Raw genomic sequence first — 24,943 nt, 5'->3', positions numbered from 1 at the left:
GTATTAACCTTTATTTGCCCAACCACTGAATTTAAAAATTAAACAACATCAAAACCGGCCGCTTCTACCGCAGCTTTTAGGGTATCAATATTGGTAAGGCTTTCATTAAAGCCTACATCGGCAAGACCAGTAGCAAAGTTAACGGCTACGGTTTCTACGCCAGGGCTGCCTTGTAGTGCTGAAGTAACACTTCTGGCACAGCCTTCACAAGTCATTCCGTCAATTTTAAACTGAACCATTTGCATGATTGTCTCCATATAAAGTGGGTCTATAAAAAGTACTTTAATAAAGCTTAAACCTTAACCCTGTGATAAAGTCAAGTTTTATTCCGGTTTACCCATTTTATTAATTTGCTATGAATATCAGTACAGCAGAAAAATTATCCGGCTTATCTAGCAAAACAATACGTGATTACGAAGCCGCTGGCTTAATTCGGCCACAGCGACAAAGTAATGGCTATCGCGATTACAGTGATGCAGATATTGCTACATTGAGTTTTATCCGCCATGCACGTGAAGTGGATTTTTCACTGGCACAGATTGCTGAGCTGCTGGCCTTACGCAATGATCCACTGCGTGCCAGTGCGGATGTGAAATCATTGGTAGGTGAACATATCCAGCGCTTGAATAAAAAAATATCAGATTTGAATAATATGAAAGATACATTGGAAAGCTGGTATAACCGTTGTAAAGGCAATGATTCACCTAATTGTGCCATTATTGATGGTTTGGATAAGCGTGGCTGTGTGAAGTCGTAAAACTAATACGGTATCGCATTTCTGATTAAAATATTATAAACAGGTATTTGAAGTAACTAAAACTGTCTTTTTATTTAAAACCAGCTAAAATAGCCAATTTTGTGGCTATTTGCCTGCTTTATTGTTGCTATGCGTCTAACCCATATCAAACTTTCTGGCTTTAAATCTTTTGTTGATCCCACTACGATTTCCGTACCAGGAAAGCTGGTGGCTGTAATCGGGCCAAATGGTTGTGGAAAAAGCAATGTGATTGATGCCGTACGCTGGGTGCTGGGCGAAGCATCGGCCAGACAGCTGCGCGGTGAAAGCATGCAAGACGTGATTTTTAATGGTGCCAACACCCGCCGCCCTGCCCCGCGCGCCAGCGTGGAACTGGTATTTGACAATAGTGACGGCCAGCTTCAGGGAGCATGGGGACAATATGGTGAAGTGGCAATAAAACGCCAGCTCACAAGGCAAGGTGAGTCTACTTATTATATTAATAATCAAGTAGTACGCCGGCGCGATATTACAGATTTATTTTTAGGTACAGGGGTTGGAGCTCGTGGCTATGCGGTGATAGAACAAGGGATGATTTCACGCATAATAGAAGCAAGGCCAGAAGAACTTAGAGCACATATTGAAGAAGCGGCAGGGGTTTCCAAGTACAAAGAACGCCGCCGCGAAACAGAAAACAGACTGGCAGACACACGCGAACACCTGCAACGACTGGCCGATTTACAAAGTGAGCTAGACAGGCAGGTAGAAAAATTACAACGACAGGCAAATACAGCACAACGCTATCAGGAACTAAAAGTACAGATAGCGGGTAAACAGGATTTATTTGATTACAGCCAATGGCAACAGGCACTGGCTCAAGCTGATGATGCTACTGCAATGTATCAACAGCATGACAATGCTCAGGCAACGCTTCAACAGCATCTAGAAACACTTGAAGAAAACCTACAGCAATTGCGCGAACAGGAACAGCAGCAACAGCAACAGGTACGCGAAGCAGAAATGCAACGCGCCGGTCTGCGCGAACAGTGGGCACGTCTGGAAGAACAGATCCGTCACCGGCGTGACTGGCAACAGCGCATGGCGCGAGAACAAGCACAGGCTCAATCAGAACTGCAACGATTGCATGAAGAAGACCGGCAACAGCAGGAGCAGCTCGAATCAGCCAATAGTGAATTGGAAGAACAGCAAATAGTGCGCGAAGAATGGGCTATGCAAGCTGCCGAGCATGAAGCACGTATGCCAGAGCTCGAAGAGCTGGCACATCTGGGTGAACGCACACGCCAGAATCAACAGAATGAGCTGGCGCGGCTGGAGCGTGAACTGGCAATTAAACAACAGCAACACCAGCATGCGAGCAGCAGTATTACGCAGTTACAACAACGTCAGCAGCGGCTGGAAACAGAGCTGGCGCAGTTAGCCTTACCCTCTGAAGAAGAGATGGAAAAAACGCGGGACAGTGCATCTGAACTGGAACAGGTAGTAGCAACACTGGAGGAAAACCTGCTGCAGTTTGAGCAGCAGCGAGACAATGCCCAGCAAGCACTGGCACTGGCTCAACAACAGTATCGCCAGTTGGACAAACAGCAACTTACACTGAATGCTCAGGTGGAAGCGCTTACCGCAATGTTGCCAAAAGCAGAGCACAGCAACACGACAGCGTCAGAACATACTGATATTCCCTTGCTGTGGCAGCATATGCAGGTTGAACCACACTGGCAGCATGCAACCAGTGTAGCGCTGGGTCATAAAATTCAGGCTCATTACTGTAAACAGCTACAGCTAGACAATATCCAGACTGAGCACACTTCGGTATGGGTCAATCTAAACACTCCATCCGAAACATCACCCGTTGCCAGCGATGCCTTGTTGCAGCATATTGAAGTAGAATCACCCTTTGAAGAAGTATTGCATTTCTGGCTTCGGCAGGTGATATGCGCTGAATCTCTGCAAGCAGCCTTACTACTGCAAAAGGAGTTAGAGGCACATCAACTGATTGTTACTCCGGAAGGCCATTGCATAGATGCTATAAGCATTACCTTATATGCTGAAGATAATGGCTCTAGTTTATTGCAACAGCAGCAGCAATTACGTGGACTGCAACAAGCCCTTGTGGATATCGAACAACCCTGCCAACAGGCACAAGAAGCCATGCAGCTGGCACAGCGAAATCTGGATAATACAGAAGCTCAACTATTACAGTGCCAGCATCAATTGAAACAACAACAACAAAGCTGGCAGGCTGCCTCAGCACAGGCCACAGAATTGATTGCACGTACCAGCCAAGGGCAGCTTCGCCGGCAACATATTCAGCAGGAATGTGCCCAAATAATCAATGAATTAACCCAATACGAACATATACAGCAACAGGCACAAGCAGATGCCGATAATCTGACGCTAGCTATAGACCAATTGCGTCCCCAGCTAGAAAGCCATACGACCAACCAGCAGAACCAACAGCAAACCCTCAAACAAAGCCAGCTGGCGCTGCTAGAGGCACGAAGGCAACAAGGACTGGTTGAAATGGCCATTGTGCGCCTACAGCAGCGAATCCAGAGTGCGTCGCAGGAGCGCCAACGGATTGCACGTGAGACCGAACGTTGGCAAGAACGCCAGAGCGAGCTGGCTCTTGGTATAGTTGACGAAGAAGTAGAAGATGAACAGACTTTACAAACTGAAGAATTGAATGCACAGATCAATGTAGCCAGTGAACGTTGTGCCGATGTACAGCAACAGTTGCAACAACTTCAGCAGCAGTTACAACAGGGACAGCAACAACAACACACACTAAACAGCCGCTTACCACAACTACAGGCGGACACACAAAAAGCCCTACTTCAGCAACAGGAAGCCTTACTAAATGCCAAACGTTTTTATGAAACACTTCAACAGAATAAAGCCGATATAGATACATTGGCAGAACAATTTGCCCATACCCAAACAGAATCTAAGGATCTAAGCGAGCAAATCGCTACTCTTGCACAGAAAATCAATGCTTTGGGCGCTGTAAACCTGGCTGCATTACAGGAGTTGGAAGAAGCCCATGAACGAGCCCAGTACTATCAGCAGCAAACTGCTGATGTACAGGCCGCCATAGCATTACTGGAAGAAGCCATCAGTACCATTGATGAAGAAACAAAATCCCGTTTTAAAACCACATTTGATGCAGTCAATCAAAAAGTACAAAGCTACTTTCCAACCTTGTTTGGTGGGGGCGAAGCACACTTGGATATGGTTGGCGATGACTTACTCAGCGCGGGCGTATCCATTATGGCGCGACCGCCTGGCAAGAAAAACAGCACTATTCATCTGCTTTCTGGTGGCGAAAAAGCTTTAACGGCTATGAGCCTTGTATTTGCTTTGTTCAGCCTTAATCCGGCACCATTCTGTTTACTGGATGAAGTAGATGCGCCATTGGACGATGCCAATACAAGCCGTTTCTGTCAGCTGGTACAACAAATGTCCGCACAAACTCAGTTTGTTTATATTTCCCATAATCGGCTAACCATGGAAATGGCCGAGCAGCTGGTAGGCGTTACCATGCAGGAAAAAGGGGTCTCACGGATCGTGGAAGTTAACATCCGGCAGGCTTTGGATATGGCTGAAGCCTAAGCCAAAGAACAAATATCGATATCAGTACCTTCATTCCTGTAAACAACTGCTTATAAACGGGGTTAAACCCGTGTGTTTTTTATTATATTATGAAGGCCTTGAAACAGGCTTTTTACATTGAGTTCATATGCTATTGAATCTTTTATATCAATTTTTATGGTTGCTCGCCCCTCCTTTTTTACGCCGTTATTTGCGTCGACGTGCCAGACTGGCACCGGCTTATGCCCTAAACTGGGCTGAACGTTTTGGAAAACCTTATCCGAATGCGGTAAAAAAAGCTATCTGGATTCATGTAGTATCAGTAGGAGAAACACGTGCCTCAATACAGTTTATTCAAGCGTTGCAAAAGCGGTTTCCAAATATACCTCTTTTAATCACTCAGACTACCCCTACCGGCCGTACTACTGTGCAGCATTTTTTTCCGCAGGCACAGTGCCGTTACCTTCCCTATGATAAAAATTCGTGGGTAAAGCAGTTTATCCAAGACCATCAACCTTTATTTGGTGTGTTGATGGAAACAGAAATATGGCCGAATTTAATTAATATCTGTGCTAAAAATCGCATTCCTCTGTTTATGGCTAATGCACGCTTATCAGAAAAATCATTGCAAGGCTATCTGAAAGTGCGATCGCTGGTTGTTCCTGCTCTCAGCACCTTGACAGGCTGTTTTGCTCAGACAAATGCAGATGCCGAACGCTTGAAAAAAATTGGTGCAGCACATCTTAAAATATGTGGTAACACCAAGTATGATATTTCTCCAACCGAAGACATGCATGTTTTAGCACAGACATTCAAACAACGTATCGGCAACCGGCCTGTGATGGTTTGTGCCAGTACCCGCTATTACCATGGCAGCGACGAAGTACAATTATTGCTCGACGCTTGGGCAAAACAGAATACCGGCCATACATTACTGATCATCGTACCGCGCCATACAGAACGTTTTCAACCAGCTTTCGATTACGCAGAAAAACTTAATTTTATTACACAGAAACGTAGCGATAATCTAAATATTGCCCCAGAAACTCAGGTTTGGATTGGCGACAGTATAGGTGAGTTGTTTGCTTATTATTTATGTGCGGATATTGCTTTTGTAGGCGGCAGTCTCGTTGACAGCGGCTGCCACAACATTATCGAACCCATCGCCTGCAACCTACCCACTTTATTTGGCCCATCTACGTATAATTTCGCTGATGCTGCACCAAAAGCGGTTGCTATCGGAGCAGCGCAACAAATCAGATCTGCAGAAGACTGGGCAACTACCTCATTAGCCTTACTTGCCAATCCACAGCAACGCCGATACATGTCGGAAAATGCAGAAGCTTTTATTACACAACATCGCGGTGCCAGCGAAAGAATGGCACAGGCCATTTTGGACAATCTTGCGCTTACAGCCAAGAACTCTCAGCACTAAGACAAATATTGTATTTAAAGAGCTGCAAATTATAAACAATATATCAAATAAACCCTATAGCATATTATTTATTGAACAAATAAAGTACATTCACACTAATTTTATATTTGGAATTATTAACAAGACTGATTCAGATTAATTACACTTTTATTTCAATCCTATGTCTTAGTTTTATATTAATAAAATGAGCCAAACATATTTTTGTTTGCTTAGTGGGAACTTATGTATTTCAATTTCATATATCTGAATAAACGGTAGAGAGTCAAGCTCAAATCTTTCTTTTTATTCATCAAATATAATTAAATAAATATGATATAAGCATTTATAATCTACTTGTTCTGATTATATTAGCGAAGATTTGAAAAACTATTTTGAAATCCACTTCTGGCATACTTTTGTCTGCCGTCAAATAATGGCTAAAAGCCATTGTAAGTATTTTTACCAGCATATCGTGTTAAGAATACGGATAATAAGTATTCAATTTCATCTACTAGATATTTAATTTTCTCTGTCCTGCCTTATTCTTAGCATGATATATCATACAAGAGTATAACTTATGATTAAATCAATAGACTAATAGAATTGACAACCAGAAAAAACTTCTATTAAATATATAAAATTGTTATAAATACAGATAAAAAAATTTATAACAATTTAAAAGATAAGGTAGTTTCATTAAAAATTTAATATTATTTGCATTATTCGCTTTTTGTTCATATAAAAAAGCCACTCAAAGTGGCTTTGAATTAAATTCAATAAGGATTACAGGTAAGCTTTAGGAATGTATTTATCATTCATAGTAGTGCCGGTAGCATTCTTTTTCAAAGAGCCATTTTTCAAAACTGACAATACCAATATTTTACCTGAAATAGCTGCAGATACGCCGGTTTGATTGACAGTGTACTTAATTGTACAACCTGTATCTCCCATGGCTGAAGTAGCTGAACTCATGGTAACGGTACCACCGATTTCAGCTGTGCCATATTTACCTTTTTGCTGATCTACAGCAGCATTAGAACCAGTTGTACATACACTGTTTTGCATGTTATCTACTACCTGTGATTTCAAACCAGCAGCAAGGCTAGAAGCTTCGGATGCCTGAGAACGAGCAATATAGTCAGAATACGCAGGTACAGCGATAGCAGCCAGAATACCGATAATTGCAATGACAATCATCAATTCTATTAATGTAAAACCTTTTTGAAATGCTTTCATTTTAGTCTCCATGTCAATATGGTTAATAAACTAGTTGAACATAAAATCATTAGCAATTTATATGCCTAATTTTAGGATTATACTATTTTTATATATTAATTTCATTATTTAACATTTTTATAATTGAAGAATTCAAACTAGTAACCTAACAAATATTTAGACTTAAGATTAAGCTTAAGAAATTTATTTATAATTTTCAATTATCAAACTGTTTTTGTAAAACAATCTATTTTGTAATAGACGAGCACCACCATATAATGCGTTTAATTATTGCGTTAGTTTTGCTTATATAGCTAACACTTAAATATACAGCGGCTGACAATATTACTAAAACAATCGTCTGCAACTTTCTCACCATGTTTGGTTCGACTAATCGAGATGTCGATGTTGCAAGTCTAAAAAATACGCTATTGGTGTGTAACAACAAATCCGCCGCTCGGAAAACAACACCTCTACCTCATATGCCTTATTTACCCTTCCTCAACAAGGCATCAATACATTTCAAAAATGCAAAAGCTTTTATTGCACATTATCGGGGCGCTAAACCAAGCTTGGCACAGGTCATTTTTGCAATTTTGGTCTTGCAACAAGTCATTCACTGTATTGTGATGGATCTGTAGTTTAAGAAGCTGCAAAATTACAACCAAGTAATTAAATGTGCTCTAAAGCATTTTTTATCAAGTTATTTAGATACATTCATACTGATTTTATTTTTAAAAAATCAAAAACCATATTGACACACATAAAAATTTCTCTTCAATTTAACCATATAATACTATTGTATATTATAAAAATACCAAATCTACTTAGTAAGTTAGGCATGACAATAAGCCTGTTAATTAACTCGTATGTGAATAAATGGCACTGAATCAGGCTTAAAACTGTCTTTAAATTCATCGAACACAATGGGCGGGCTATGGTCACCAACAACTACAATATCAGTATGCTTAAAACCACCTCTTTTTATTTCATCAGCAAGTACCTGAAAAAACTGATGTTGAAGATTCAAATTCCGGCATGCTTCTTGTCTTCCATTAAATAATGGCTGATGGCAATCATAAGTATTCGCTCCCAACATATCCAGCTCAGAATAAGGATGATGGGTGTTCAGTGTTAGCCAGTATATAAATGATTTACCCTGTGCAGATTTATTGGCAGCTGATACATCATGCACAATATTGTAGTCACAAGCTCCAGGAAATGAATGACATTGCTTAATATTACTGAATTGAGGAAAAAAATGCGCATCTCTCAAATCCATATGTGGATACCAATCTTTTCTGTCATACATCTTGGCATAAGAACCATGGAAAGCTTGGACTGTGTACCCTTGTTTTTGTAATCTTACCGGAACACATTTTTTGAACTTATCAAACGGACCTAGTTTAAAATTGGAACTTTTAGCTTTCAAATCACATAACTCTCGAAGCTCCCCCATTATGGTACTGTGGAGTGCTGGATTTTCACCCTGAGCAATTAGCTGTACATTGGGTAAATTCAGCAAAGGTGCTTTTACCGATGAATTAATAGCGCCATGTTCAGGTACAAAAGTCCCCCATGACTCATTTAAAATAAATAGTATTTTTTTAGGAGGATGCTGTATATTGATCTGCTTTTGTAACACCCCACCATGCGGCCAATCATAAAATTCAGGTTTAAGCGTTCCACGCCAGAAAAACTGTGTATTAAATTTAAGATTTTGAATCGTTTCGTAATAACTTCCCCACCAACCTACAGTCTGATAACGATCTGATAAATTAGCACCGCGATAATCGTAAAAACATATGGCAAAAAGCAAATACAATACAGATAAAGGTACAATCATTTGCGTAGAAGCCAAACGAACCAAATATTTCAGGATTAAAAATAAGCTCAAAATGAGATTGCCTAAAATAATTCCTAAAAATAACCAATATAATTTTGGTGCCTGTGGAATGAAGTAAAGTAAATCAACGAATTCAGACAAATTATCATAGTGATAGAATTGTTTAATCCAGTACAGAATATCAAAAATATAAATACAAATATATGTAATAGTAAATAAGACCAACGACCACTTTTTATGCAAGCATAACAACGGTATTATCCATACGTATTCGAGTACAATATCATAACGTTGTGAATAAGTAATTAAATGTGCAAGCCAGAAAAAAACATTATTTATGATCAAGTAAAATATAAGAAAACACCACAACCGTAGCGAAAAATAACGCTTAACCAAGAAAAAAATTTTGGAAAAAACGGGAAAATGTACAGCCAATTTCATATCTAGATCACATTGTATTAATTTATATAATATTTATAAGGAATTACTAATACATATTAATAATCTTTATAAAAAAATTTGCCCATAAATGAAGGCAAATTTAATATTTAGCAAAAAGAATAATCATTTATTATCTATAAATATAGAAAAGCCACCATCGGTGGCTTTATGTTGTATCTTAACAAAAATTATAAATAAGCTTTAGGTATATATTTTTCATCCATATCTGTACCGGCTGCTGATTTCTTTAATGAACCATTTTTCAACACAGACAATTCTAATTTTTTACCTTTAATAGCAGCAGAAACACCGGTACTATTTACAGTATACAGAATTGTACAACCTGTATCACCCATGGCTGAAGTAGCTGAGGTCATTGTTACGGATCCTGCAATTTTTGCAGTACCATATTTACCTTTTTGCTCATCTATAGCTTTATTATTTGAATCACAGGTATTATTTTGCATGTTATCTACTATCTGTGTTTTCAAACCGGCAGCCAGACTAGACGCTTCAGATGCTTGAGAGCGCGCGATATAGTCAGAATAAGCAGGTACAGCGATGGCTGCCAAAATACCAATAATCGCAATAACAATCATCAATTCGATTAATGTAAAACCTTTTTGGAATGCTTTCATTTGAGTCTCCAGTTAAAACAGTGAATAACCTAATTACACATTAAAAGCATGTAGCAAATATCATGCCATAAACTAGTATTTAACATTTTTTATCTTATATTAAGTAAAGATAATTAGTTGTAGATTAACTCAATATCCAAAATTTTTCACATTATTTGTCTCAAAATACAAACTACTAAATATAAAAATTTTTAGATATCGAAACATTTTAATTCAATAAAAAAAATATTTTCAATATACTACGAAATTGTTAAAGCAATTCCAAACAAATATTGTAAAATTGTAACTGCATTGACAATATAAATAAACAGAGTTTATTTTTACTCTTTCGATAAGTTTTTTATTGGCTAAAATGTATTAATGTCTTACGAGCCATCAATAACTTGATGCTACCCTAACAAATTTTTGGATTAATTATCAAATAAAAGCCTTGGGCAGATATTTTTTATCAATTGTACCGTTATTAAATTTCAGAGTGCCGTTGGCAAGTACATCCACTACCATATAACGGTTAATTAATACTGAGGAAGCTTTTTGTGAATATACACTATATTTAATTTGGCATCCTGTCTGAGCGCTTGCTGAATTTTGAACATTACTCAATGGAAATTCAGTGCTAATTTCTGCAATACCATATCTACCTGTATAACGATATTCAGATTGATTCTGAGCCCTACAGCGTTGATGCTGCATATTATCTAAAACCTGAGCTTTCAAATTTCCAGCTAAATTAACACCTTCGGCTAATTGAGCACGAGCGCTATAGTCTGCATATAAAGGCACCGCAATAGCTGCCAAAATCCCAATTACAGCGATCGCAATCATTATTTCAATTAGTGTAAAGCCTTCAGCTTGTAATTTATTCATAATATATTTGATTAGATGAATGAATTTTTCTAAATATTCATAATATTGAAAATATTTATTAAATGATATTATATTTTATAGTAACTTTCATAAACTATTTACATTTAAACATGTCTGTTATTTAGCTATTGATATTTTTAGTCATTGATTACCTTATAATTGATTTAATTTTATATCTTTGTAAATCATAAACTTATATAGCAGAAAATATAAGTTATGTCTTATTTTAAGCTAATCACACTGAAATTTTTACAGATAAAATTTTTTCATATACGCACATACGGCTGCCAGCATGGCCAGCTGATCTGTTGTGTGCCCCATTTCTGCTTCAGCATTGATGTAATCAATCTGTCTCTGCGCGGCCCAGACTGATAATGAACCATCATCGCGTACTGTCTGATTATTCTGTAAAACCACATTGAAATTATGGCCGGCAAAAAAATTAAAGGCTTGTGCACTTGTTACATAAAAAAAATCGTGCGGGTTTTTGTCTGGGCTAATGGCTATCTGACTCACGTCTTGAGCCATGGAGTTACCCGGCATATAGTTTCTTACGGACAGTCCGGCAGTGTGTGTGTTATGCACTGCAATAATCAGTTTTTTCTGGCTTAAATACTGTTGCAGGAAATTTTCAGCCGCCTCACTCAGCTGCTGCAAGATTAGTGCGCAGTTGCCTTTATTACATTTTAATGCTGCTTTTCGTCCGTTTGCAGTAAAAATTCTATTTGGGTCAAAGTGAAAGCTGAACTGCTGATTACGGATGATGATTTCGCGGCTGCCGCCATGGCGCAAATCCAATAAACATCCTTGCTGAATCTGATTTAAGGTAATCAATGCAGTGCGTCGAGCAGTTTCTTCATTATCATGAATGTGTATCCATGTGATATCCGGCCAAGGCGTACCTGTACAAGTTTCGTAGGCAGGTATAGTAATAACTGTATTAGCAGGAGGAGAATTGTCTATAGCTGCAGTTTCCGCGTATACGGGTAGCGCTATGGATAATGCGGTCCATAACGCAGCGTAATGATAAAAATGGATAATTTTTTTCTTCATTTTGTTTACCATATGATTTTATTACATTTTATTTTTTCGTATTAGCTGTTTATAGACTTCTATTTTTATTCTTTAAAAAGATGTGTACTAGCCCTACTGAAATTAAGTAGTGCATAGTTTGCTTTTAGAAATTTACTAAGTAATTTGATGTTAACTTCTAATCAGCTTACATTTTGAGTTTAGGGTGTCAATTTTTGTCACTTTCAACTGATTTGTGTAACTAAAAGCAAGTATTATTATGTATAGGTATGAATTTGTAGCTTTTAGTTAGTTAAAGATGGTTTTAATTGAAAATAATAACAAGATTAATTATCATTCACACCTTTAACAAATTATAAACTCTTTCTGTATTGTATGTCTCAGTCTCCTTTCCCTTCTTTCAAACTGGCTTTATTACCTTTACTCTTTTCCGGCGGTATGGCGCATGCACAGGATGGTGCCAAACTTGATGATATTTATGTCACAGCCGAACAGCAAGTTAAACAATCACTTGGTGTATCAAAAATTGATAGTCTAGATATTGAACGCAGACCACCGGTGAATGACATTTCTGAGCTGGTACGGACAATGCCGGGGGTTAATCTTACTGGAAATACTGCATCTGGCCAGCATGGTAATAAACGCCAGATTGATATTCGTGGAATGGGGCCGGAAAACACCCTGATTATGATTGATGGCCGCCCAGTAACCTCACGTAACAGTGCACGTATGAGCTGGCGCGGTGAGCGCGACACCATCGGCGACAGTGACTGGGTGCCGACAGCTGAAATACAGTCTATAGAGGTAATCCGTGGTCCGGCTGCGGCTCGTTATGGTTCGGGTGCTGCTGGTGGGGTGGTGAATATTGTGACAAAAAAAGTCAGTAATGAATACCACGGTGCTATTAATGCATTTATGAATCTGCCTGCCGATAAAGAAGAAGGCGATACCCATCGGATAGGTTTTGATTTAACTGGACCTATTATTAAGGATGTGCTGGGGTTTCGCCTTTATGGCAATCTAAACAGTACTGATGCTGATTCTCCTTATATCAATCAACGTTCGGGAGACAGGGGCAGCAAATCTTTGGTAGCCGGACAAGAAGGTCTACTGAATAAGGATGTAGGCGGCAGGCTGGCATGGCGCCTTTCTCCGGCACAAACTCTAACGCTCGATGCCACGTATAGTAGGCAGGGTAACCGCTACAATGGCGATGGGCCGAATAATGTACAAACCGATTATACGCAAAGTTTATATGGCAAGGAAACGCGCCGTGTATACCGTCAGAGTTTTGCTCTCACCCATGAAGGCGCATGGGATTGGGGTGATAGCAAGCTGGTGGCGCAATATGATAAAACTACTAATAGTCATTGTTCTGAGGCGCTTGCGGGTGGACCGGAAGGTTTGTGTCAAGATTTAGGAACGAAAGATATCACCTATGCTGACAGTGTCCTGACTACCAAGCGGCTGGCCGGTGAAGTTCACATTCCTTTTTCTGTTTGGGTACCGCATGTTTTAACTATGGGAGCAGAATATCAGCACGATAAGCTGAATGATCCTGACGGTCTGCGCCGCATTCCTATGCCGAATGCTGTGTACCCAGCTGCGGCTAATCACACGCCATCGCTTAGTAGCTGGGCCGGCTACGTGGAAGACAATATCAGTCTTACCGAACAGTTGAAAGTTGTACCGATGCTGCGCTATGACCATAATAATAAAACTGGCGGTAATGTTAGCCCCGGAATCAATATGTCATGGCAGTTGCATCCAAACTGGCTGCTCAAAGGTGGTATCGCACGAGCATACAAAGTACCTAACCTGTATCAAAGTACAGACAGCTATATGCTGTACAGTAAAGGTAACGGCTGTGCTGTTTCTTCAGGCAGTGGCCGCGGTTGCTACTTGATTGGTAATAGTAAGCTAAAACCGGAAACCAGTGTGAATAAGGAAATTGGCTTTGAATTTAGCAAAAATGGCTATCTGGCTTCGCTGGCTTATTTCCGTAATGATTATAAAAATAAGATTGAAGCCGGACGGCAAATCATTTTCACCGGAAGTTCCGGAATCAGTGCCCGCTCCGGTGGCTATGATTACTTTGAATGGACCAATACACGTAAAGCGCTGGTAGAGGGACTTGAAGGCAACTTTACTTTGCCGTTTTCCAAACAGTGGAAATGGGTGAATAATTTTACTTATATGTTTAATTCCAAAAACAAGGAAACCGGTAATCCGTTATCTATTATTCCCAAATATACAATTAACTCCTCTCTGGCTTGGGCACCTACGGAAAAATGGGATACGTTGCTGACTTATACCTATTACGGCCGACAGAAACCACGTACCGTGCCGGTCAATCCGGTAGAAGCAGGGATTGGCAATGGCGGACAAGGTACAGTCGGCCTGAGTGGCGAAGAAATGGGCAGCTATGGTATCTGGGGAATTTCAGCCGGATATGCGGTGAATAAAAACATCAATGTTCGCGCAGGGATGTCAAATATATTCAATAAGCGCATCTATGCTTCCACTTTACGCGGTACGGCCTACACTTATAACGAACGGGGACGTGCAGTGTGGGGCAATATGAAAGTTTCTTTCTGATTATGCCGAAGCATCAGGTTGTCACTGTGGCAGCCTGATAAAAAATATTTGGTTTTCACGTGACTTCGATGTCCAAATAAGTTATATTTATTAATAGTAATGATTATTATTTATAAATAATCAAGGATAGTCCCATCAGCAAAGGTAAACATAATTTATTGATTATCTGAAAGATTTAACCAAAATCCTGATCTGGTGTATTAATTAAGTACTCTTTCATCTTTTTTTGCAATGCAGCAACCTAATCTTACTTCGCTACCGTCTTGTTGTCTCCATATGCTTACTAAAGCCAATCAACTGACGGAAAGATTAAATATGCGCCAGATTATCATTTTTTTATTAATGTTTTTTACGGCCTTAATCTTGCACAATACAGCTAAAGCCCAGCCTAATCTGAATGAAAGTGCTGATTTTGCTGTGCTGCAACAGCAAAATGGCGGTTATCATTTTACAACCCTGCCGCTTACATCTACAGACGGACAGCGCCAGTACCGCATTTACATCGGGATTCCTGCACAACAGCCTCCTGCCGGGGGTTACCCTGTTTTCTACGCGCTGGACGGAAATGCCGTACTGACTTTTCTAACTCCTGAAAACATGCAGATACTGGCACGGCAGCCTCAGCCTCCAGTATTGGTATTGCTAGGTTATGCAACTGATAAACGTTTTGATGTGCGGGCACGCGCCTACGACTACACCATTGCGCCGGAAGACAACAATACCGACCCACTAGATGCCAGCAGAATCAACGGCGGTGCCGATATATTTCTGGATATGATACAGAATGAGGTTATGCCGGCTGTGCAGATGAAAGTAGCAGTCAACCTAGATAACCAGACACTGTGGGGTCATTCTTATGGCGGGCTGCTGGTACTGCATACTCTATTTACTCAGCCTAATCTGTTTCAACACTATATTGCAGCAGACCCGTCTGTGTGGCTGCATGGCGATTTACTTCAGCAGGAAGCAGCGGAAATGCTGAAGCGTAAGGTTGATTTTTCTGGCAGCAGCCTTTTAATATTCAATAGTAAGCTCAGACCCAAAAAAATTCCTAAAAATCCGCATGTTGCCGCCCGAATTCGGATGCGTAACGAACAAACGGCCAGACAAGGTAATTTGGGCAGAAAACTGGCTGATGAATTGCAGCATCATACTGATTTAAGCGTTAAATACGAAGTTTATCCGCAAGAAAACCATGGCAGCCTGTTTGGCAAAAGCCTGCAACTAACTCTTTTTCACCCCTCAATCAGGCCACAATAATGAATAAACGGTCACCTCATCAAGCTTATCTGGTTCGGGTACAAGATATTATCGATCTAAGCCCTAATCTGCGCCGGCTGGTTTTGCACAGTGATGAATTGGTTGATTATCCGCATCAGTTTAATGGTGCTCATATCAAGATTTTTCTGGCGTCGGCAGGTCAGACTTCGCCGCAACTACCGCAATTTTCCGGTCATGGTTTTAAATGGGGTGATCCAGACAATAAGCCGATTGTGCGCACTTATACCATCCGAGATTATGATGCTCAGGCATGCACGGTAAGTATTGATTTTGTGAAACATGGAGACAATGGACCGGCTTCGGCATTTGCAGAACACGCTCGTGCGGGAGACATCATCGGGATTTCATCACCGGGAGGCCCGAATCCGATGCTGAAAGCAGCTACACGTTATTTATTTGTTGGAGATATTACGGCTGTACCAGCGATTGCATCGTTGCTGTCTGATATTGAGCAGGAGGCCAGTGGAGATGTGGTTTTACTGTTGCCAGATGCCAGCGATTTACCAACCACTCTAAACCTGCCTACCAATATGCAGTTGCATATGTTTTATGGCACTTTAAGTCAGATTCCGGCACTAATAGAAAAAGTGTCCGGTTTTCCACCCCTGTGTGCAGATGATTTTGCCTGGGTTGCTGGTGAAGCTGAAATGGTCAGACCGCTGCGTGATTTATTGCGTAACCAATGGCAATTACCACCACAACGCCATTATGCAGTCCCATACTGGCGCCATGGCGAAACAGAAGAAAGTTATCATGAAGCACGGCACCGATTTATTGAAAAATAGGCGTTTACACCGAAATATGACCTGCCTCTGATTCAGGCAGTATAATTAATGCAAACAATAATGATAGGAAATTCAGACAATGTTTAAATCCTGCTGGAAACCACTCGCTTTATCTATACTGGCATTATCGCTTCTCTCCGCATGCGGCGAAAAAAACACTCAGAACAGTTCTGCCAGTAATACAACTGCTTCAGGAGCTGCTGTTAGTGGCCCCACTGTCTCTGTAAACACTGCACGCGGTGAAATGAACGTACCAGAAAATCCTTCCAAAGTTGTGGTATTTGACATGGCCACCCTGGATGATTTGCAGGCTTTGAAAGTACCGGTAACCGGTGCGCCGAAAAAAGTATTGGTACCTTACTTGCAGCAAACATTGGAAACCGTAAACAACACCGGTACCTTGTTTGAGCCCGATATGGAAGCACTCAATGCGCTGAAACCTCAGCTGATTATCATTGCCGGACGTACGGCACCTAAATATGATGAATTAGCGGCTTTAGCGCCAACCATGGATATGACAGACAGCGGACAGGATCTGATTGGTGATGGCATGAAAATGCTTGATACCTACGGTAAACTGTTTAAAAAAGAAGCTGAAGCCAAGAAACTGCATGATGACATTCAGAATCTGCTAGCTGAAACGCAGCAGGCGGCCAAAGGAAAGGGTACTGGCCTGATTCTGATGGTGAATGCCGGTAAACTTTCTGCTTTCGGTCCTTCTTCACGCTTTGGCTGGATACACACACAAGTCGGAGTACCGGCTGCCGATACCAATATTCCGGCCTCCCCGCACGGCCAGTCTGTTTCGTTTGAATATGTACAGAAAACCAATCCGGACTGGATATTTGTGATTGACCGCACCGCAGCCATAGGTGAGGAAGGCAAAACCGCACAGGCTGTACTCAACAATGATCTGGTACGACAGTCCAAAGCGTGGAAAGAAAATCATATTGTCTACTTAAGCAGTGCCTCTTATCTTGCCGCCGGTGGTGTGCAGCAGATGAAAACCGACTTAACCAATATCAAGGCTGCTTTCACACACTAAAACTAAGTATTATTCGTTCACAGCCTTCAGGTTTTGCTTTGCCGCATTTAATAGCGGCAATAGCGAAAACCTGTTGTCTGTATCTTTGTTTGCCCTATGTTTCGTTCTTCCCAGATAAACGCTATCAATATACTGTTGCTGCCACTATTACTGATTATCAGCATCAGTATTGGTGCAGCCGCTTTTCACTGGAGTGATGTATTTAGTAGCAGCGATACCCGCTCTCTGCTGCTATACAGCCGCCTGCCTCGCTCGCTGGCGATTATCCTTACCGGTGCTACACTGGCTGTAGCCGGCATGGTGCTACAAATCGTTTTACGCAACCGTTTTCTTGAACCAAATATGGTTGGTGCCACCCAGAGTGCAGCACTGGGAATCTTATTGGTATCCATTTGGTTTCCTCAGGCCACTCAGCTGGCGAAAATGAGCTGTGCGAGCATCGTTGCCCTGTTGGGCATGACTTTGTTTTTATTTTTGTTTCGCAGATTACCGCCACATCGGCAGATGATGATACCGTTAATCGGCATCATCTACGGCAGTATTATCGAAGCGCTGGTTAACTTTATCGGTGTGGAAACCAATACTTTGCAATTATTGGCTGTGTGGTTTGCCGGTGATTTTTCGGCGGTATTGGCTGGACGCTATGAGCTGCTGTGGCTTACTGGTCTGATGGCATTGGTTATCTATTTTCTAGCTGACCGGCTCACCATCGCCGGATTGGGGCAGAATATCAGCACCAGTCTGGGCATAAACTATGCACAGATGATGTGGATTTCTCTAATCACAGTGGCCATGATTACAGCCATCGTTGTTGTTACAGTTGGCCAGATTCCGTTTATCGGACTAGTAGTACCAAATATTGTTTCCCGTCTGGCGGGAGACCGCTTACGGCAGAATCTGCCGTCAGTAGCATTAATGGGCGCCAATGCACTGCTGGTATGCGACATTATTGGCCGCATCATTGATCCGCCATTTGAAATACCCGTATCACTGATTTTTGGTATCGTAGGTACCGTGATTTTTCTGTATCTGCTGTTTAGAAAGCCTACCGTACATGCAACCTGACCATACCATGCCGTCGCCCCGTTCTGGTGCACGTTTTCTCGGCGTGCTCGGAATATTATTGATAGTTGCCAGCGTTTTGTTTATGACATACGGTGTAAAAGGGAGCTGGGATTTTGTTTTACAACTGCGCGGCAAGAAATTGCTGATGCTGCTGACTGTCGCTTATGCAGTCGGCGTTTCTACATTACTTTTCCAGACACTTACCCATAACCCCATTCTGACGCCGGGTCTGCTGGGGTACGATTCACTTTACCTGCTCCTACAGACACTGACACTCTTTATCTTTGGTGCAGTGGGATACGCCAGCATTGGTGCTTTCACTAAATTTACCATTGAAGCACCATTGATGATGGCTGCCTCCTTACTACTGTTTCGTACGCTAACTCGAAACAGCAATGGTGATCTGGCTCGGCTGATACTTACCGGCACAATATTCGGCGTGATGTTTCGCAGTTTCAACAGTCTGCTGCAACGATTGATAGACCCTACCCTATTTACCGTCGCTCAGACCAGCTATTTTGCCCAGTTTACTTCAGTAAATGTCAGTATGCTGATGATTGGCATCACAGTGATGCTAATCAGTACCATCTGGATCTGGCGCATGCGCTATCAGCTGGATGTCATGATGCTAGGACGCAACGCCTCTATTGCCCTTGGGATCAATTATCCGCGCCTAAGCCGCAACATTCTGTTGTGGATTGCGCTGCTGGTTTCCGTTTCCACAGCACTCGTAGGACCTGTGAGCTTTTTTGGGCTACTGATTTGTGCACTGGTCAATGCCTGTACTCCCAGCATGACACACCGGCTGCGGATTCCGGCTGCGTTTCTGATGGCTGCACTGATACTGGTCTGTGGGCAGCTGATATTCGAACACGTTCTAGGCATGCAGGGCGTACTGAGTGTGGTTATAGAATTCTGTGGTGGTCTGGTGTTTCTATGGTTGGCATTAAAACGCCAATCCTGAGCTCGCCACCTCAACAGCGTATTGCTTTACTGACTTAACCGGACAGCAAGATGATTTCCATAAAAAATGTTAACTATTGTATCAACGGCGCTACCATCCTGCGTGATATTAATCTTGATATTCCGGATAAAAGCATCACCGCATTAATTGGACCCAACGGTGCCGGTAAGTCTACTTTGTTTTCCCTGATAGCACGCTTGCAACCTTTACAGCAAGGCAGCATCCACATCGATGAGCTAGATGTGAGCAGTGGCAAATCCAATGCTATTGCGCAAAAGCTGGCAATATTGTCGCAAGAGAACAACATTCAAAGCCGAATTACCGTACGCGATTTACTGCTATTTGGCCGCTATCCGCACAATCAAGGGCGTATAACCAACACAGACCAGCAGATTGTCGATCAAGCATTACAACGTTTTGAGCTGCAAGAATTGCAACAGCGTTATCTCAGTGCATTGTCCGGCGGCCAGCGTCAGCGGGCATTGGTGGCAATGACCTTCTGCCAGCAAACTAAACATGTTATTCTAGATGAACCGCTCAACAATTTGGATATGTATCATGCTCGCGAACTGATGCGGCTGCTACGTGAGCTCACCAGCGAACAGGGATTATCTACTGTCATGGTGGTGCATGATATTAATATGGCCGCCGCCTATGCTGACCATATTGTCGCCTTGAAAGAAGGACAGATTGTTATGCAGGGTCCACCGGATAAAATAATTACCGCCGATAATATTCAAACCATATTTAATCTGGATACCGAAGTTTTAAGCCACAAAGGCAAACCTCTGGTCATCCATCATCTGTAGCAGGTCTAATTATGCAAAACACCAAAACACCTCAGTCTCGCAAACAAACTTCTCTAATTATTAGCATGGTAGTCTTGTTTGTCATACTGGCTTCATGGTTTATCTGGCTGTTTATGGGAGACGATGCAGCGGTACGCATGTCCATGGCGCGTATTATGCTGATTTTTTTAGGTTTAGTGTGCACATTCCTATTTGGCGTATCTATCATGGTTGGCGTAAAAATCCTACGACAACAACACAGCCGGCACTGAAAATTGCCTGAAATACCTGAAAAACTGCCCTCTTCTACAAAAGATGTGCAGCCTCAGCCCTGCTTTTATCTTTGCTTCTGGCCGTTCACACTGTATATAGCCGTCTAATTCAGCCTGTTTAATTTTTATAAAATCAAATTTTACAACTGTTAAACAGTTGCTTTTTGTCTTTGTCTTCGGCTCAAACCGCAATACAGCCATAAAATCCCTGCAAACAAGCTTAATAGACAGATTTGCTATAATACGCATATCTAATTATATTCCGGCAGTATCTGTGCCATGTCTGTATACGAACTCAACCAAATCCTGAGCAAAGACCGCCACTTTCTACAACGTGCAAGTAAACACCCTGCCCGATTCGGCGGAGAAGAAAAAGTTAACCAGCGTTATCAGCGTTCACACCAGATGTACCTACAACGACAGGCACATCTGCCTGTTCCGGAATACGATAACACCCTGCCGGTACATGAAAGACGAGTAGAAATCAAACAAGCCATCAGCCAACATCAGGTGGTCATCGTCTGCGGCGAAACCGGCTCTGGTAAAACCACCCAGCTGCCGAAAATCTGCCTCGAGCTTGGCCGTGGCGTAGCCGGTCTCATCGGCCATACACAGCCACGGCGGCTTGCTGCACGCTCCGTTGCCGAAAGAATCGCTGAGGAACTGCATAGCCAGATTGGCCACAGTGTCGGCTATAAAGTGCGCTTTAACGACAAAACCGCTCCCGAAAGCTACATCAAACTGATGACAGATGGTATTCTGCTCGCTGAAAGCCAGACCGACCGTTTCCTCAGTGCTTACGATACAATTATCATCGACGAAGCACATGAACGTAGTCTCAATATAGATTTTCTGCTGGGCTACTTGAAACAGCTATTGCCTCGTCGTCCCGACCTAAAAGTAATCATCACATCCGCCACCATCGATGCCGAGCGCTTCAGCCAGCACTTTACCATTCACGGCCAGCCATCACCGGTGATCGAAGTATCCGGCCGCACCTATCCGGTTGAAATCCGTTATCGCCCATTGCACAGCACTGATGCCGATGATGCCGAAATGGAAATCAACGACGCCATCGTCGATGCAGCAGACGAGCTGGCACGCGAAGGTCAGGGTGATATCTTGATATTTCTGCCCGGCGAACGCGAAATCCGCGAAGCTGCGCATGCATTACAACAATCATCACTGCGGCGCAATGATGAAATACTTCCCTTGTTTGCCCGCCTGTCTGCGGCCGAGCAACACAAAATTTTCCATCCCAGCGGCCGTCAGCGCCGCATCGTATTAGCCACCAACGTAGCCGAAACTTCTCTTACTGTGCCCGGCATCCGCTATGTGATTGATACCGGTCTGGCGCGAATAAAACGCTACTCTGCCCGTGCCAAAGTAGAACAGCTGCATATCGAACCCATCAGCCAAGCTGCTGCACGCCAGCGTGCCGGCCGCTGCGGCCGCGTTGCGGCCGGTATCTGTATCAGACTGTACAGCGAAGAGGACTACAACCAGCGCCCCGCCTTTACCGATCCGGAAATTATCCGCAGCAATCTCGCCGCAGTTATTCTCCGTATGATTAGCCTTAAACTGGGTAATGTAAATGATTTTCCCTTTTTACAGGCACCGGACCAACGTTATATCAATGATGGCTATCAGGTACTGCTCGAACTTGGCGCGGTAGATGAACACAATCGCTTAAGCAAATTAGGCGAACAGATGGCGCGTCTACCTATAGATCCGCGCATCAGCCGCATGCTGCTGGCCGCAAAACGTCTGCAATGTGTTGCCGAAATGCTGATTATAGTGGCCGCACTATCTATTCAGGATCCGCGCGAACGGCCGCTGGAAGCGCGTGATGCCGCCGCTAAAGCGCATGAACGCTTCACAGACAAACAATCCGACTTCCTTGCCTATCTAAATATCTGGGATTCCTATCAGCGCGAGCGTGACAAAGGTTTGTCCAACCGGCAGATGGTACAATGGTGTCACCAATATTTCCTTTCGCATCTACGTATGCGCGAATGGCGCGAGCTGCACCATCAGCTGGCTCAGATTGCCATTGATATGGGGCTGACAGATAAAGCCACAGCCTACCGTCAGATACCTGAGCAAAATTCTACTCAGCCTGCCCACAACCAAAACGGTGACCAGGATTTAGCTGCCAAACTCAGGCAGCAGCAAATTGTCCGTCGCCAGCAGCGCCAGATTCGGCAAAAAGCAAAAGAGGCCAGTTATGAACAGATTCACCGAGCCTTGCTCACCGGCTTAATAGCTAATATCGGCTTAAAAAGTCCCGAAGGACACGATTATACCGGTGCGCGCGGCATTCATTTCCATCTGTTTCCGGCTTCAGCTTTATTTAAAAGCAAGCCCAAATGGGTTATTGCTGCCGAATTAACCGAAACCACTCGTCTTTATGCACGCGATGTCGCCAAAATTGAACCGGAATGGATTGAAACCGAAGTCCCGCATCTGCTGCGCCATCATTATTTCGAACCACACTGGGAACAGAAACGAGGCGAAGTCGTCGCCAGCGAACGCATTACTCTTTACGGTCTAACCGTCCTGCCGCGCCGACCGATATCCTATGGACGCATTAGCCCAGCAGAAGCACGCGAAATCTTTATCCGCGGCGCGCTGGTGGCACAAGAATGCGACCTCAAAGCCGACTTCTTCCGCCACAACCGGCAACTGATAGAAGAAGTCACCGAGTTGGAACACAAATCACGACGGCAGGATGTACTGGTAGACGCAGAAGCGCTGTTTAGTTTTTACGACCAGCGCCTGCCTGCTACTGTCGAACAACAAGGGCGGCAATTGCCTTTGGCTGACATCCGTACATTTGAACACTGGCGCAGACAAGCAGAAGTCGAAAACTCACACCTGCTGTATCTAGGCCGTGACGACCTCATGCAGCATGCTGCCAGTAATATTACCGAAAGCCAGTTTCCAGAATATCTCAATACCAAAGACGGCCGCTGTGCTCTAAGCTACCGCTTCGAACCACATCATCCATTCGACGGCGTTACCGTATCAGTACCGCTGCCCCTTCTCAACCGCATCAGTGCGGCACGGTTGGAATGGTTAGTACCAGGCATGATTCGGGAAAAATTGCAATTACTCATTAAAGCCCTGCCCAAACAAATTCGCCGCATTTGCGTACCGGTGCCGGACTTCATTACCGCTTTTCTCTACAGCGAACCTGATACCAATGCCCCACTGTTGCCACAGCTTGCACATGCCATCGCTCGTCACGCCGGCGATATGCGCCTGCTCAACCAAATCGATATCGAACACTGGCATAGCCAACAGCTACCCGCCCATTGCTATTTCAACATTCAGGTAATAGACGACAGCGGCACAGAACTGGCCAGTGGCCGTGACCTGAATGCATTACAGCAACAGCTCGGGCAGGCTGCTGCGGTCACTTTCCGCGATAACAGCAACGAATTCGAACGCGACAACATTACCAGCTGGGACATCGGCAAACTACCGGAAAGCATCAGATTTGCACGCGCTCAGCAGCAACTCACCGGCTATCTCGGTTTACAGCAGCAAAAAGACGGCAGCATCTCCCTGCGTCTGTTTGATACCGCTGCTGCCGCCCAACAGGCTCATCACAACGGCATACTTGCACTGATGAGCCTGCAATTAAAAGAACAAGTAAAGGACCTCAACAAAGGCTTGCCCGACTTTACTCAGATGGCCATGCTACTCAAACACCTTGGTGCTGATACCCTGCGTGCAGACCTGACCCATGCCGTACTGGATCGCGCTTTGATTGGCGAAGATGAGCTGCCACGAGATGAAAAAGCCTTTAAAGAACAGTTGAAACGAGCGCGCAGCCGCCTACCGGTTGTAAAAGAGGCACTTAATCAGTATGCGCTGCAAACAGCATTAGCCTATGGCGAAGTCAGTAGCCATCTGGGTAGACATCCTCTATCCTCACTGCTGCGTCAGCATCTGGACAGCCTGATTTATCCTGGTTTTGCCAGCGCCACACCATGGAAACAATGGCCACGATTGCCCATCTATCTGCAAGCCATGCTTAGACGTATGGATAAATATGGTAGTAACCCTGCCCGCGACAGCGCACGTGAGGCTGATATTCAGGCACTCACAGATATATGGCAGGAAAAGATTCGCCAGTATCAGCAACAAAATCAGCCAATCCCTCTAGCCATTGCTGATTTTCGTTGGATGCTGGAAGAACTGCGTGTTTCTCTCTTTGCACAGGAACTCAAAACCCCTTATCCAGTTTCAGCCAAACGGCTAAGCAAGGAATGGGAAAAACTTACAGCACTATAGCAGTACTCAGACACGGCAGCCCTGCTCTAGGCAAAGGCTGCCGTA

18 protein-coding genes are annotated in these 24,943 nt (G+C 43.1%); 12 read left to right on the top strand and 6 right to left on the bottom strand.

All coding sequences use genetic code 11. The features are described from left to right. Positions 1-38 precede the first annotated feature (38 nt). Positions 39-245 (bottom strand): heavy-metal-associated domain-containing protein, encoded by a 207-nt coding sequence (locus J3U67_RS06520; RefSeq protein ID WP_100151661.1) that lies wholly within the window; start codon positions 243-245, stop codon positions 39-41. A 110-nt stretch (positions 246-355) separates the two neighbouring features. On the opposite strand from J3U67_RS06520, the gene J3U67_RS06515 reads away from it, so the two are divergent. The 3 genes from J3U67_RS06515 to waaA all read left to right on the top strand — a co-directional run bounded on the left by J3U67_RS06515 (position 356) and on the right by waaA (position 5,780). Beyond that, positions 356-757, top strand: a complete 402-nt coding sequence (locus J3U67_RS06515; RefSeq protein ID WP_267404347.1) for a MerR family DNA-binding protein — start codon at positions 356-358, stop codon at positions 755-757. Between the two features lie 129 nt (positions 758-886). Beyond that, positions 887-4,366 (top strand): chromosome segregation protein SMC, encoded by a 3,480-nt coding sequence (smc, locus tag J3U67_RS06510; protein WP_267404345.1) that lies wholly within the window; start codon positions 887-889, stop codon positions 4,364-4,366. Between the two features lie 127 nt (positions 4,367-4,493). Then, positions 4,494-5,780, top strand: coding sequence for a lipid IV(A) 3-deoxy-D-manno-octulosonic acid transferase (gene waaA / locus J3U67_RS06505; RefSeq protein WP_267404343.1), 1,287 nt, complete (start codon positions 4,494-4,496; stop codon positions 5,778-5,780). Positions 5,781-6,542: 762 nt separating this feature from the next. Here the strand turns inward: waaA and J3U67_RS06500 are convergent. From J3U67_RS06500 to J3U67_RS06465, 5 genes are all read right to left on the bottom strand, one after another. Next, the gene (locus J3U67_RS06500; RefSeq protein WP_323811347.1) at positions 6,543-6,995 is read right to left on the bottom strand and encodes a pilin; all 453 of its coding nucleotides are present in this window, start codon (positions 6,993-6,995) and stop codon (positions 6,543-6,545) included. Positions 6,996-7,830: 835 nt separating this feature from the next. Next, a complete protein-coding gene (locus J3U67_RS06490) occupies positions 7,831-9,261 on the bottom strand; it encodes a sulfatase-like hydrolase/transferase (RefSeq protein WP_267404341.1) in 1,431 nt (476 codons plus the stop codon). Positions 9,262-9,449: 188 nt separating this feature from the next. Beyond that, on the bottom strand, positions 9,450-9,899 hold the full coding sequence (locus J3U67_RS06485) for a pilin (protein WP_323811348.1): 450 nt from the start codon (positions 9,897-9,899) through the stop codon (positions 9,450-9,452). Between the two features lie 417 nt (positions 9,900-10,316). Continuing rightward, the gene (locus tag J3U67_RS06475) at positions 10,317-10,766 is read right to left on the bottom strand and encodes a pilin (protein WP_323811380.1); all 450 of its coding nucleotides are present in this window, start codon (positions 10,764-10,766) and stop codon (positions 10,317-10,319) included. 249 nt (positions 10,767-11,015) lie between these two features. Beyond that, positions 11,016-11,819, bottom strand: coding sequence for a hypothetical protein (locus J3U67_RS06465; RefSeq protein ID WP_267390519.1), 804 nt, complete (start codon positions 11,817-11,819; stop codon positions 11,016-11,018). A 354-nt stretch (positions 11,820-12,173) separates the two neighbouring features. On the opposite strand from J3U67_RS06465, the gene J3U67_RS06460 reads away from it, so the two are divergent. From J3U67_RS06460 to hrpA, 9 genes are all read left to right on the top strand, one after another. Next, positions 12,174-14,396, top strand: coding sequence for a FepA family TonB-dependent siderophore receptor (locus tag J3U67_RS06460; protein ID WP_267390520.1), 2,223 nt, complete (start codon positions 12,174-12,176; stop codon positions 14,394-14,396). 315 nt (positions 14,397-14,711) lie between these two features. Continuing rightward, positions 14,712-15,656, top strand: a complete 945-nt coding sequence (locus tag J3U67_RS06455) for an alpha/beta hydrolase (RefSeq protein ID WP_267390521.1) — start codon at positions 14,712-14,714, stop codon at positions 15,654-15,656. After that, positions 15,656-16,462 (top strand): siderophore-interacting protein, encoded by an 807-nt coding sequence (locus J3U67_RS06450; RefSeq protein WP_267390522.1) that lies wholly within the window; start codon positions 15,656-15,658, stop codon positions 16,460-16,462. The genes J3U67_RS06455 and J3U67_RS06450 overlap by 1 nt, the downstream gene beginning before the upstream one ends. A 79-nt stretch (positions 16,463-16,541) precedes the next feature. Further along, positions 16,542-17,507, top strand: coding sequence for a siderophore ABC transporter substrate-binding protein (locus J3U67_RS06445; RefSeq protein ID WP_267390523.1), 966 nt, complete (start codon positions 16,542-16,544; stop codon positions 17,505-17,507). A gap of 96 nt (positions 17,508-17,603) precedes the next feature. Next, a complete protein-coding gene (locus J3U67_RS06440) occupies positions 17,604-18,572 on the top strand; it encodes an ABC transporter permease (protein ID WP_267390524.1) in 969 nt (322 codons plus the stop codon). A gap of 7 nt (positions 18,573-18,579) precedes the next feature. Next, positions 18,580-19,536, top strand: coding sequence for an iron chelate uptake ABC transporter family permease subunit (locus J3U67_RS06435; protein WP_367418803.1), 957 nt, complete (start codon positions 18,580-18,582; stop codon positions 19,534-19,536). Between the two features lie 50 nt (positions 19,537-19,586). Next, positions 19,587-20,345: an ABC transporter ATP-binding protein gene (locus J3U67_RS06430; RefSeq protein ID WP_267390526.1), complete on the top strand. Its 759-nt coding sequence runs from the start codon at positions 19,587-19,589 to the stop codon at positions 20,343-20,345. Positions 20,346-20,356: 11 nt separating this feature from the next. Further along, entirely contained in the window at positions 20,357-20,596 is a 240-nt protein-coding gene (locus tag J3U67_RS06425; RefSeq protein ID WP_267404339.1) for a hypothetical protein, read from the top strand. A gap of 279 nt (positions 20,597-20,875) precedes the next feature. Next, entirely contained in the window at positions 20,876-24,898 is a 4,023-nt protein-coding gene (gene hrpA / locus J3U67_RS06420) for an ATP-dependent RNA helicase HrpA (RefSeq protein ID WP_267390528.1), read from the top strand. Positions 24,899-24,943: the final 45 nt, after the last annotated feature.

Origin of the sequence: Snodgrassella sp. B3837 (assembly GCF_026535955.1) — a bacterium.
GTDB classification, from domain to species: Bacteria; Pseudomonadota; Gammaproteobacteria; order Burkholderiales; family Neisseriaceae; genus Snodgrassella; species Snodgrassella alvi_E.
The sequence above is the reverse complement of the archived record's forward strand: the minus strand, read 5'-3'. Positions and strand labels throughout refer to the sequence as shown.

Coding starts and splice junctions, on each gene's coding strand:
- J3U67_RS06430 (WP_267390526.1), top strand. CDS start 19,587: ATGATTTCCATAAAAAATGTTAACTATTGTATCAACGGCGCTACCATC.
- J3U67_RS06500 (WP_323811347.1), bottom strand. CDS start 6,995: ATGAAAGCATTTCAAAAAGGTTTTACATTAATAGAATTGATGATTGTC.
- J3U67_RS06455 (WP_267390521.1), top strand. CDS start 14,712: ATGCGCCAGATTATCATTTTTTTATTAATGTTTTTTACGGCCTTAATC.
- J3U67_RS06475 (WP_323811380.1), bottom strand. CDS start 10,766: ATGAATAAATTACAAGCTGAAGGCTTTACACTAATTGAAATAATGATT.
- J3U67_RS06465 (WP_267390519.1), bottom strand. CDS start 11,819: ATGAAGAAAAAAATTATCCATTTTTATCATTACGCTGCGTTATGGACC.
- hrpA (WP_267390528.1), top strand. CDS start 20,876: ATGTCTGTATACGAACTCAACCAAATCCTGAGCAAAGACCGCCACTTT.
- J3U67_RS06425 (WP_267404339.1), top strand. CDS start 20,357: ATGCAAAACACCAAAACACCTCAGTCTCGCAAACAAACTTCTCTAATT.
- J3U67_RS06520 (WP_100151661.1), bottom strand. CDS start 245: ATGCAAATGGTTCAGTTTAAAATTGACGGAATGACTTGTGAAGGCTGT.
- J3U67_RS06450 (WP_267390522.1), top strand. CDS start 15,656: ATGAATAAACGGTCACCTCATCAAGCTTATCTGGTTCGGGTACAAGAT.
- smc (WP_267404345.1), top strand. CDS start 887: ATGCGTCTAACCCATATCAAACTTTCTGGCTTTAAATCTTTTGTTGAT.
- J3U67_RS06490 (WP_267404341.1), bottom strand. CDS start 9,261: ATGAAATTGGCTGTACATTTTCCCGTTTTTTCCAAAATTTTTTTCTTG.
- J3U67_RS06515 (WP_267404347.1), top strand. CDS start 356: ATGAATATCAGTACAGCAGAAAAATTATCCGGCTTATCTAGCAAAACA.
- J3U67_RS06445 (WP_267390523.1), top strand. CDS start 16,542: ATGTTTAAATCCTGCTGGAAACCACTCGCTTTATCTATACTGGCATTA.
- J3U67_RS06485 (WP_323811348.1), bottom strand. CDS start 9,899: ATGAAAGCATTCCAAAAAGGTTTTACATTAATCGAATTGATGATTGTT.
- J3U67_RS06435 (WP_367418803.1), top strand. CDS start 18,580: ATGCCGTCGCCCCGTTCTGGTGCACGTTTTCTCGGCGTGCTCGGAATA.
- J3U67_RS06460 (WP_267390520.1), top strand. CDS start 12,174: ATGTCTCAGTCTCCTTTCCCTTCTTTCAAACTGGCTTTATTACCTTTA.
- J3U67_RS06440 (WP_267390524.1), top strand. CDS start 17,604: ATGTTTCGTTCTTCCCAGATAAACGCTATCAATATACTGTTGCTGCCA.
- waaA (WP_267404343.1), top strand. CDS start 4,494: ATGCTATTGAATCTTTTATATCAATTTTTATGGTTGCTCGCCCCTCCT.